We start from the raw sequence: 11,294 nt of genomic DNA, 5'->3' as shown, positions 1-11,294 counted from the left end.
CGGAGGTGCGCTCCGCCGTCGGGCACGCGAGGATCACCAGCAGCAGACCCACCGGCAGCAGCCATGGAACGAAGGACCAGGACCACGACCACCGACAGGAGGGAGGCGCCGTGACCGGACAGGACTGGATGGAGAAGGACTTCTACGCCGCGCTCGGCGTCCCCAAGGACGCCGACGACGCCGCGATCAAGAAGGCCTATCGCAAGCTCGCCCGCAAGTACCACCCCGACCAGAACCAGGGCGACGCGAGCGCCGAGGCCAAGTTCAAGGAGATCGGCGAGGCGTACGCCGTGCTGTCGGACCCCAAGGAGCGCGAGCAGTACGACGCGATCCGGGCGATGGCGGGCGGGGGCGCGCGCTTCTCCGCGGGCCCCGGCGGCGCCGGGGGAGCGGGCTTCGAGGACGTCTTCGGCGGCATGTTCGGCGGCGGGGGCCCGGGCGGCACCCGGGTCCGCTACTCGACCGGCGGCCAGGGCGCGGGCGGTTTCGAGGACATCCTCGGCTCGATGTTCGGCGGTGGCGGGGCCGGCCAGCAGTTCGGCGGCCCCCGGCCCCGCGCCGGCGCGGACCTCGCGGCGGCCACGACCCTGCCCTTCCGGCAGGCGGTCGAGGGCTCGACCGTGACGTTCACCGTCGACGGCCGCACGGTCACGACGCGCATCCCGCCGGGCGTCCGCGACGGCCAGAAGATCCGCCTGCGCGGCAAGGGCCGCCCGGGCACGGCGGGCGGGCCCGACGGCGACCTCGTCGTCACCGTGCACGTCACCCCGCACCCGGTGTTCTCGCTCGACGGGAACAACCTGCGGATCACGGTCCCGGTGACCTTCCCCGAGGCCGCGCTCGGCGCGACGATCGCCGTGCCGACGCTCGACGGCTCGACCGTCAAGGTCAAGGTGCCGGCCGGCACGCCGTCGGGGCGCACGCTGCGCGTCCGGGGCCGGGGCGTGAAGACCGCGAAGTCGACCGGCGACCTGCTCGTCACGGTCCAGGTCGCGGTGCCGCAGAAGCTCTCGAAGGCCGCTCGCGAGGCGGTCGAGACGTTCGCCGCCGCGACCGACGGTCAGGACGTGCGGGCCGACCTGGTCCGCCAGGCCGCGGAGTGACCGGCGCCCGGGGCGCCGGCTCGGGAAGGAGGCCCGGATGACCGCGTACCGCACGGACGACGCCCGGACGGGTCCGGACGTGACGCCCGACGTCGACCAGGACGCGCCCGTCCTCGTCATCTCGCAGGCCGCGGCGCTCGCGGGCATGCACCCGCAGACGCTGCGCCAGTACGACCGCCTCGGCCTCGTGGTGCCGCGCCGCACCGCGGGCCGGGGGCGGCGGTACTCGCTGCGCGACGTCGCGAAGCTGCTCGAGGTGCAGCGCCTCAGCCACGACGAGGGCATCAACCTCGCCGGCATCCAGCGGATCCTGGCCCTCGAGTCCCAGGTCGAGCGGCTCGAGCGGCGCATCGAGGCGCTCTCGGCGCGCGTCGAGCCGGGCGGCCGCGTGTTCGCCGCCGCGGCGAGCGGCGACGTCGTCGTGGTGCCCCGCGGGCGCAGCGTGCGGCGTGGGGTCGAGGAGGCGCTGCGCGAGACGCTCGTCGAGCACGGCGAGGCGCGCGCGCTCGTCATCTGGCGGCCCCGGGCCGACGGCACCGACAACTGACCTGCGACGAAGCATTTCCGCAAGAATGCCGTGCGGTAATTGCTGCGCATTCCTGCATTTCTGAGCAAGGCCTTCCTTGCTATACACCGAGGAATTCCCGGAATACCGTGGAACGCGGAGACCGACCCACGAGGGGTCCTCGGAGACAGGAGATCGCGATGAGCAGCCTCACGGAGATGCCCCAGGTCGTCGAGTGTTCCATCGACGGCTGCGGCTACAACCACGACCACGGGTGCCACGCGGGCGCCGTGACGATCGCCGGCCACACGGGCGACGCCGAGTGCGCGACCTTCATCCCGCTGGGCACCAAGGGCGGGCTGGAGAAGGTGCTCGCGCACGTCGGGGCCTGCCAGCGCACGGAGTGCGTGCACAACGCCTCGCTCGAGTGCTCCGCGCCGTCGATCCGCGTCGGGGCGGGCGCGTCCGGCGAGGACCGGGCCGACTGCCTCACCTTCACGCCGCGCTGACACGCGGTCGCCGCCTTGCTCGCGGGCGGTCGGTCACCTGCCAGCCGCAGACGCCCCCGGACGCCCCGGACCACGTGCTCGCCCGCGTGGGACGGGGCGTCGTCGTGTCAGCGCTGGAGCGTGTCGAGGAGCTGGACGGCGGCCGTGTGCGTGCGCGGGAGCGGTTCGAGCCAGACGCGCGGCGGCCGGCGCAGGATCGCCGTGACCCCCAGCGCGAGGCCCGTGCGCTCGATGTTGTGGCGGAGCACGGTGCGCAGGACGTCGTCGTCCGCGTCCCGCTCGCCGAGCACGACGAAGAGCCCGTTGCCCATCGACGCCATGGGGTGGCCCTCGCCGAACGTGTGGGTGAGCGCGCGGCCCATCGCGGCCGACCGCGCGAACCGTTGCCACCCCGTGAGGTCGTCGAGCGCGACGTCGACGACGAGCAGCCCGTGGGTCCGGGTCGCGTCGAGGCCCGCGCGCTCGGCCGCACCGTACGTCTCGCGGAGCCGGTGCACCAGGTACTGGGTCGTGGCGAGACCGGACTCCGGGTCCAGGACCTCGGGTGCCACGGGATTGGCCTCGTACCCCTCGGACCAGCCGACCGCCACGCCGCGGACGAGGTCGAGGACCGGCTCGCGGTCGTGCGCGCGGTACAGGCAGACGACGTCGTCGATGGCCTCGCCGATCCCGACCCCGGCCTCGGCGCGGACACGGCCGAGCCGCTCGGCCGCGGGCGTCGCGTCCCGCTCCTCGCACAACGCCTCGACGAGCGCGTCGACGGCAGGGTGGTACCAGTCGCCCGGCCGTAGCCAGACGCTGTCGGCGCTCGCGCGCCGCCACCGCTCGCGCACGGCGTCGGTCGCGGGCACGGCGTACCCCGGGAGGTGGTCCATGTAGATGAGACGTGCGGCCGCGGGATCCATGACGCGAGAACCGCGGGAAGTTTCCAGGACCTCGCGTCCCGGGTGAAAAGGGGCGAACCGGAGGAAGTGCGACTCCTTTCGTTCCGGTGGCGGGATGCCTCTGCCCGTGAGATGGACGGGCGTCTACTATGGCCACCGTAGCCTCGGTTCGGGGCGGTCTCCGGGGCGGGTGACGATGACGCAGGCACAGGAACGGGTGGAGAGCGAGGCGTTCAGCGACGCCGAGCTCATCACCGCCGTGCGTGCGGGAGACACGGGCGCCTACGGGGTGCTCTACGAACGGCACGCCGGTGCCGCGCGCACGGTCGCGCGCCAGTACGTCCGCTCGAGCGCCGACGCCGACGACGTGGTGTCGGACGCGTTCGCTCGCACGCTCTCTGTGCTGCAGAGCGGCGGCGGCCCGGACGTCACCTTCCGCGCCTACCTCTTCACCGTCGTCCGCCGGCTGTCGTACGACCTCGTGAACGGCGCCCGGCGCACGCAGCCGACCGACGACGAGCGCACGTTCGAGTCGGCGTTCGGCCCGATGGCCTCGACGGAGGACCCGACGCTCGAGGGCTTCGAGCGCTCGACGGTCACGCGCGCCTACCAGGACCTGCCGGAGCGGTGGCGTGCCGTGCTCTGGTACACCGAGGTCGAGAGCCTGTCCCCGGCCGAGATCGCCCCGCTCCTCGGCCTCACCGCGAACGGCGTCTCCGCGCTCGCGTACCGCGCCCGCGAGGGGCTGCGCCAGGCGTACCTCCAGCAGCACCTGACGTCTGTCCCCGCCGAGGAGTGCCGCACGGTCAACGCGCTCCTCGGGTCCTACGTGCGCGGGGGCCTCGCCAAGCGCGAGACGGCGCGCGTCGAGTCGCACCTCGAGGGCTGCGACGACTGCCGCGGGCTCGTGCTCGAGCTGGGCGACGTGTCCCACGGCATGCGCGCCGTCATCGCCCCGCTCGTGCTCGGCGTGGGCGCGCTCGGTCTCGTCGGGACGGCCCTGCCGACCACGGGTGGCGCAGCCGTCGCCGGCGGCGTCGCGGCCGCGCTCCAGGGCGCGTCCGGCAGCGGGTCGGCGAGCGGCGCGGGTGCGGGTGGCTCGGGCGCAAGTGGTTCGGGTGGCGCGGGCGGGTCGGGTGCCGGAGGCTCGAGCGCCGGCGGGTCCGGCGCGGCCGGCGGTTCGGGTGCGGCAGGTGGCTCGGGTGCGGCGGGCGGTTCCGGTGCGGCGACCGGTGCCGGTGCCGGTGCGGGCGTCGGCGGCGGCGCCGGCGCGGGTGCCGCCGGGACCGGGGTGATCGGTGGTGCCGGCGCGGCGGCGGGAGCCGTCGGCGCCGCGGGCAGCGTCGCCGGAGGCGCGGCCGGTGCCGGGGCCGGTGCAGGTGCCGGGGCTGCGGCGGTGGGCGGAGCGGCAGCCGTCGGCGGTGCCGCGGCGGGCGGTGGCGCCCTGGCCGCGGCCGGGGCCGGGGGACTGCTCGCGCTGGTCGCGTCCGCGCCGATCGCCGCGGCGGCGGTCACCGTGGGCGTCCTCGCCGTCGCAGGGCTGGGCGTCGCGGGCGCGCTCGGGGCCTTCACCCCCGAGCCGACGCCGTCGCCGTCCTCGCAGTCGTCCCCGTCGCCGTCCGGCTCGTCGCCGTCTCCGGCGCCCTCGCCGAGCGCGGGGACGACCGCTCCGACGTCCGACCCCACGACGGACCCGACGTCGCCCACCAACATCCCGCCGGCGCCGACGGACCCGACCACGCCTGATGCGGGGGCGACTCCGCCCGCCGGCGGTACGCCGCCCGGCGACACGAGCCCGGTCGGCTCCGCCCCCGTCGACCCCGCACCCGTCGGGCCCACCGACCCGGGGACCGGCGAGCCGACGCCCGTCGACCCGACGCCGGAGCCTGCACCGGCCGCGCTCGATGTCGCGCTCGGGACCGGTATCGAGATGGAGGCGCGCAAGCCCGCCGACGTGCGGCTGACGGTGTCGAACTCGGGCGGGAAGGCGGCGCAGAACGTCACGGTCGAGGTCGACCTGCCGGCCGGCGTGGAGGCCGTCACGTCGTCGGTCGTCGCGCGGGGCGCGTCGGTCGCCCCCGTGCTGCGCACGGCCGCGCTCCCGTGCGGCCCCGCCGCAGAGGGCGGCACGCTCGCGTGCGCGGTGGGCGTGCTCGCGCCGGGCGAGGCCCGCGACCTCGTCGTCACGGTCACGGCCCGCGGCGGCGGTGTCTACGAGTTCCCCGCACGTGTGAAGGCGGAAGGGCTGCGGACGGTGGAGCGCAACCTCACGCCGCCGCCCCTGAAGTACGTCGGCGCGGAGGTCCGGCTCGACGACGAGCGCGTGACGCTCGCGGCGAACCCCGGGACCGCGACGCTCACGTTCACGGCCGCCAACACCGGCGACCGCGACGCCAGCGGCGTGCGCTTCACCGTGCCCACGCTGCCGGAGGGGTTGTCCCTCCGCCCTGTGGACGACGACTGGACCTGCACCACCCCGGGCGACGGCGCCGCGCTCGAGTGCGCGAGCGACACCGTGCTGCCCGCGCCGGCGCGCGGCGCGTCCGCCGGGCCGGCGGTCGACCTGGCCGTGCAGCTCCGCGCGGACGGCTCGTTCGTGCCCGAGGTCCAGCAGCGCGACGACGGCGCGCTCCGCGTGCTCCCCGCGGCCGTCCCCGTCGAGGTGCGGGCCGGGGCCGACGACCAGGCGGCTACCGCGAGCCGCACGCTCAGCGCGGCGGTGCCGCTCGCGTGGCTCGGGGCCGACGACGTCCAGGTCCGCGCGAAGAACGCGGACGGCACGGTGCGGTACACCGCCGACGTCGCGAACGGGACGGGTGCGCCCGTCACGGTCGGCCTCGCCGCGCCGGACACGCCCGCGTGGCACGCGGCCGACCTCCCCGGGCGCACGAGCGTGGGCGAGAGCGCCTCGCTCGTGGTCGACGTCAACGCGCCCGCGGTGCCTGCGAGCATGCTCGTGCTCTCGCAGGAGCGGCTGCTCGTGGGGTCGGGCGGCGAGGCGGTCGTCTCGCGGCCGCCGAGCGGGGTCGCGCTCGCGCTCGACGGCCAGACGATCGCGCCCGTCGTCCCGGAGGCGGCGGTCGCGCAGTGCGTGTTCGACCCGAAGTCGGACACGTCGTCCGCCGGCGCGACCCTGACCTACGACAACTCGGCCTCGACCCTCCCGGTCGCGTTCGCGGTCGACGGGCACCCGGGCCTGGCGCAGACCGTCCCGGCGCACGCCCGCGCCGAGGTCGAGCTCCCCGAGGCGGGCGCCGCGGCCGCGACCTACGCGGTCCGGGCCGACGGCGACCCGCTCGTCTCGCGCGTGGTCGACCGCGTCGACTGCTTCGAGTGGGCCGTCGAGGGCTCCGCGACGACGCGCTGGTCGCCGGAGACCGGGACGTTCGTCGTCGAAGGCACGTTCCGCAACGACCACGCGGTGGCGGCGATGAGCGTCTCCCTGTCCGCAGGCCGGCACGGTGCTGCGGAGACCGTCGAGGTCGCCCCGGGCGCGGAGGCGTCGTTCGCCGTCGACACGGGTTCGCGGGACGTCGCGGCGGGGTCCGCGACGTTCCGTGCCACGCGCGTCGGCGCCCGGGGCGCGGAGCCGCACCAGGTGCGGGCGTCGTTCGACGCCGCGCGCCACGCGCCGTCGGCGTCGCGCGAGCCCACGGTCGGTGCGTGCGTGTTCGACCCGGCGACGGACACGTCGTCCGCGCCGGTGACGCTGCACCTGGACAACGGGTCGTCGACCGTGCCGGTGACGTTCTCGGTCGTCGGTCGTGACGACCTGACCGCGACGCTCGCGGGCGGCGAGGTGCGCGACGTCGTCGTGCCCGGCGGTGTCGGCGCGCGGGACGCGACGTTCACGGTCGTCGCGGACGGGGAGACCGTCGCGCGGCACGTGGTCGACGGCGTCGACTGCTTCGAGTGGCGCGTCGAGGGTTCAGCGACGACGCGTTGGTCGCCGGAGACGGGGTCGTTCGTCGTCGAGGGCACGTTCCGCAACGACCACGCGGTGGCGGCGCTGAGCGTCTCCTTGTCCGCGGGTCGGCACGGTGCTGCGGAGACCGTCGAGGTCGCCCCGGGCGGTGAGGTGTCGTTCGTCGTCGACACGGGTTCGCGGGACGTCGCGGCGGGGTCGGTGACGTTCCGGGCTGTGCGCGTCGGTGCGCCCGGTGCGGAGCCGCACCAGGTGCGGGCGTCGTTCGACGCCGCGCGTCACGCGCCGTCGGCGTCGCGCGAGCCCACGGTCGGTGCGTGCGTGTTCGACCCGGCGACGGACACGTCGTCCGCGCCGGTGACGCTGCACCTGGACAACGGGTCGTCGACCGTGCCGGTGACGTTCTCGGTCGTCGGTCGTGACGACCTGACCGCGACGCTCGCGGGCGGCGAGGTGCGCGACGTCGTCGTGCCCGGTGGCGTCGGCGCGCGGGACGCGACGTTCACGGTCGTCGCGGACGGGGAGACCGTCGCGCGGCACGTGGTCGACGGCGTCGACTGCTTCACGTGGGACGTCGAGGGCTCGGCGACGGCGGAGTGGGCGCCCACCGAGGGCGGCGGCTCCGTGGTGGTGAGCGGGACCTTCCGCAACGACCACGCGGCGGCGACGCTGCGCGTGGCCCTGGACGGCGGCGAGCTCGGCACGACGCGCGCGGTCGACGTCGCCCCCGGCACCGAGGCCGTGCTGACCCTCGACACCGGGTCCCGGCAGGTCGCCGCGGGAGAGGTCGCGTTCCGGGTCTCGCGGCTCGACGGATCGGGCCGGACGCACGTCGTGACCGCCACCTACGACGCCGTGCGGCACGCGCCCGCGGTGGACGCGCCGACCGTCGGGGCGTGCGTGCTCGACCCGGCGACCGAGCGGTCGTCCGCCCCGGTCACGCTGCGCTACGACAACACGCGCTCGACCGTCCCAGTGGTGTTCGCCGTCGCCGGTCGCGACGACCTGACGCGCACGGTCGACGGCGGCCGGGACGTGGTGGTCGACGTGCCGGGCGGCGTGGGGGAGGCGTCGCTGACGCTGGACGTGCTCGCCGACGGCGCGGCCCTCGCGAGCCACGACGTCCCGGGTGTCGACTGCTTCGACTGGTCCGCCGCGGACGGCGCCGCGTCGGCGACCGCCACGTGGGTCGTGCCGGACGGCGCGGGCGCGGGCTCGTCGGTCGTGCGTGGGACGTTCCACAACCCGTACCGGGCGACGACGCTGCGGGTCGCGATGACGACGCCCTACGGCGGCGCCGCGCCCGTGGAGGTCGCCCCGGGCGCGACCGCGACGCTCGCGGTCGACACCCGCCTGCGCGACGTCCCGGCCGGGACCGTCACGTTCGCGGTCGAGCGGGCGCACGCCCCCGGCCTGGCGGCGAGCACGGTGACCGCGTCGTACGCCGCGACGACCTACGCGCCGTCCTGGGCACGCACGGCGACGGTCGAGGCGCGCTGGCAGGACGGCTCGATCCGGCTCGTCGGCACCCTGACGAACGACACGGCGGAGACGCTCGACGCCCGGATGCTCGGCGGCGCGGTCGGTGACTCGGCCCCGGTGAGCGGCATCAGGCCGGGGGAGACGGCGACCTTCACGATTGACACGGGCGCGCTCGACGTCAAGGCCGGGAAGGTGACCTTCCGCCAGTACCGCTGGGTGCTCGGGAAGGGGTTCCAGGACTCCACCCTCGCGGCCACCTACCGGGGTGCGGCGTACGTGCCCGACTGGGCGGCGACGCTCACGGCGACGACGCAGTGCGCGCCCGGCGCCGGCGGGGTGGTCCTCACGACCGGTCTGCGCAACGACGCCGACGAGCCGACCCGCGTCGTCGTCCGCACCCCCTTCGGCACCCGCGACCTCGGTGAGGTCGCGCCCGGTGCGAGCGCGAGCGTCGACCTGCCGGCGGGCGCGCTCGCGGTGCGGCCCGGTGCGGTCACGTTCGAGCTCTCGCGCACGGTCCTCGGCACCCCGTTCACCGAGACGGTGACGGCCCGGTTCGACGCGCTCGACTGTGCGGTCGCGGCTCCCGACGCGAGCCTCGTCCTCGGTGACCCGTACTACGACGCCCGGCGCGGCGCGTCGTTCCGCACCGTGTCCGTGGTCCTCGACAACGCGGGCTCGAACGTCCCGCTGACCTTCCGGATCACGGGTCAGGCGAAGGGGCAGTGGGACCTCGCGGCGGGCGAGCGCCGGACGGTCGAGCTGGGCGAGGCCCCCGGGACGGGTGCGAAGTACGTCCTCCACGCCGGGTCCTGGTCGGAGCAGCTCGCGGTCGACCCGTTCAGCGCGACGCCCCCGTGCTACGCCGCATGGAAGTCCGGCGAGTGGTACGGCTACGAGGACCAGGTGTCCTACGACGGGTGGAACTACACGGCGCGGATCGCGAACATCCTCGTGCGGCCGGACCGCGACCCGCTCGGGGTGTTCTGGCAGCGCGGGTCCCGCTGCGGGTCCTGACGCGCCCGACGGCGGTCGTCGGGCCGGGCGGTCAGGGCAGGACGTCGGCGAGCGCGTCCTCGACCGGGCGGTCGCCGCCCACGAGGTCGAGCACGAGTCCGGCCGATCGGGGCTCGTGGAGCACCGCCGCGAGCACGAGCGCGACGTCGTCGCGCGTCACGTCGGACCGCTCGCCCACCGCGGCACCGGGCTTGCGCCGCTTGCCGCGGGGCTTGTCGCCGTCGCCCACGGGGGCGAGCGCCACGAGGCCCACGCCCGGTTCGTCGGTGAGGCGGCCGGGCCGGACGATCGTCCACCGGAGGTCGGCCCGCGTGCGCAGGTCGTCCTCCGCGGCGGCCTTCGCGCGCAGGTAGGCCCAGAAGACGTCGTCGACGCCGTCCGGGCGCTCGTCGGCGCGCGCCGCCTCGACGCCGCGCGACGACACGAGGACGTAGCGGCCCACCCCGGCGCGCTCGGCCGCGTCCGCCAGGAGGGCCGCGCCCGCGCGGTCGACCGCGTCCTTGCGCGGCGCGCCGCTGCCGGGTCCGGCGCCCGCGGCGAACACGACGGCGTCCGCGCCCTCGAGCTCGAACGACACCGCGACGGCGTCGTCCTTCTCGAGGTCGACGAGCGCGACGTGCGCGCCGAGCTCCGTGAGATCCGTGATCTGCGCGGCGGACCGCACGAAGGCGACGACGTCGTCCCCGCGCTCCACCAGCGTCCGGGCCAGGCGACGGCCCACCTGGCCGTGACCTCCCGCGATGACTGTGCGCATGGGCCGAACGTATCGCCGCGGGGGCGTCCGCGCCCGGCGAGCGGGCCGCGTGCGAGGGTCGTCACAGGAGGGGTTGCGCTGCCGGGCGCGTGGTCCCCCACGTACCCCCACGTCGACCGCGGCCCGGCAGCGCGGTCCTCAGGCGGCGTCCCCCGAGCCGCCGAGGACGACGGGGGTCTGCGGGTCGAACCGGTAGCCGAGCCCGCGGACCGTGGTGATGACGTGCTCCAGCCCGAGCTTCTCGCGGAGGCGTCGCACGTGGACGTCGATGGTGCGGCTGCCGCTCGCGACCTCGTGGTCGGCCCACACGGTCTCCAGCAGCTCGGCCCGCGTCACGACGCGGTGCGCCGTGCGCGCCAGGTACGACAGCAGCTCGAGCTCGCGGGACGTCAGGCGCGCCGAGCGGCCCTCGACGGTGACCGTGCGCCCGGCCGGGTCGATGACGACGCGCGGCACGGGCGAGAGGGTCGCGAGCCGCTCGCGGAACGCGGCGATGTCCTGGACGGGCGACGTCGTCGCGGTCGTCGGCTCGGCGAGCGCGAGCGCCGTGTACGTCTCGGCGCTCGGCAGCCAGTCGCGCGCGAGCTCGCCCAGGGCCTCGGCGAGCTCGACGAGCTGCGCCTGCGGCTGCTCGCCCGGGGCGGCGTCGACGCCCACGTAGAGCACGAAGCCGGGGTTGCGCCGCGGGGCGGCGGGCTCGGGTGCTGCCGGGCGGGGCGCCGGGGCGGGGCGGGGGGTCGCGGGGCGCGGCGTGGCCGCCCGGGGGGCGGGGACGCGGGCCGACGGCGTACGGCGGGCGGGACGGGTAGCGGTGAGCGTCATGGGTGGCTCCGGGTGCGTCGGGCCGACGGCGACGCCGGACATCCGGCGGGTCGGCAGGGGTCGAGGGCTGAACCGAGGTGCGGGAGAGGGTTCAGGCCTGACAACAGACGCACACGACCGCGCCCGGGAGCACGCCGGACGGCGCGCTGACGGGACGGGTCGAGGTGCTCACGGGAGCGAGCATGGCAGCGGAGCGCACGGCACGCCAAGAGGAGCCGCGGAAGTTCTCAGCATGCGGACCGGGGCGATCTCGCGTTCCGGTCGTGCTGAGCGGGTGCCGGGGCGTCCCGGCG

The 11,294-nt window shown here is 76.1% G+C and carries 7 protein-coding genes; 4 read left to right on the top strand and 3 right to left on the bottom strand.

The window, feature by feature from the left end:
* The first annotated feature begins 110 nt into the window (after positions 1-110).
* The 3 genes from ACZ4MO_RS16060 to ACZ4MO_RS16050 all read left to right on the top strand — a co-directional run bounded on the left by ACZ4MO_RS16060 (position 111) and on the right by ACZ4MO_RS16050 (position 2,117).
* On the top strand, positions 111-1,103 hold the full coding sequence (locus ACZ4MO_RS16060) for a DnaJ C-terminal domain-containing protein (RefSeq protein ID WP_175009300.1): 993 nt from the start codon (positions 111-113) through the stop codon (positions 1,101-1,103).
* A 37-nt stretch (positions 1,104-1,140) separates the two neighbouring features.
* Entirely contained in the window at positions 1,141-1,650 is a 510-nt protein-coding gene (locus tag ACZ4MO_RS16055) for a heat shock protein transcriptional repressor HspR (RefSeq protein ID WP_083384591.1), read from the top strand.
* Between the two features lie 158 nt (positions 1,651-1,808).
* Complete coding sequence (locus ACZ4MO_RS16050; protein ID WP_021482763.1) at positions 1,809-2,117, top strand: DUF1540 domain-containing protein; 309 nt, start codon at positions 1,809-1,811, stop codon at positions 2,115-2,117.
* Between the two features lie 107 nt (positions 2,118-2,224).
* On the opposite strand, the gene ACZ4MO_RS16045 is transcribed toward ACZ4MO_RS16050, so the two are convergent.
* Complete coding sequence (locus tag ACZ4MO_RS16045) at positions 2,225-3,022, bottom strand: hypothetical protein (RefSeq protein ID WP_255437283.1); 798 nt, start codon at positions 3,020-3,022, stop codon at positions 2,225-2,227.
* A gap of 175 nt (positions 3,023-3,197) precedes the next feature.
* Here ACZ4MO_RS16045 and ACZ4MO_RS16040 point away from each other — a divergent pair, with 175 nt between their 5' ends.
* Positions 3,198-9,425, top strand: a complete 6,228-nt coding sequence (locus ACZ4MO_RS16040; RefSeq protein ID WP_186810451.1) for a sigma-70 family RNA polymerase sigma factor — start codon at positions 3,198-3,200, stop codon at positions 9,423-9,425.
* A gap of 31 nt (positions 9,426-9,456) precedes the next feature.
* Here ACZ4MO_RS16040 and ACZ4MO_RS16035 read toward each other — a convergent pair whose 3' ends face one another.
* Both ACZ4MO_RS16035 and ACZ4MO_RS16030 read right to left on the bottom strand, forming a co-directional pair.
* Positions 9,457-10,179, bottom strand: a complete 723-nt coding sequence (locus tag ACZ4MO_RS16035) for an NAD(P)H-binding protein (protein WP_175009298.1) — start codon at positions 10,177-10,179, stop codon at positions 9,457-9,459.
* Positions 10,180-10,317: 138 nt separating this feature from the next.
* Complete coding sequence (locus ACZ4MO_RS16030; protein WP_175009297.1) at positions 10,318-11,001, bottom strand: winged helix-turn-helix domain-containing protein; 684 nt, start codon at positions 10,999-11,001, stop codon at positions 10,318-10,320.
* Positions 11,002-11,294 lie beyond the last annotated feature (293 nt).

This window comes from Sphaerisporangium cinnabarinum (assembly GCF_055567015.1).
The sequence above is the reverse complement of the archived record's forward strand: the minus strand, read 5'-3'. Positions and strand labels throughout refer to the sequence as shown.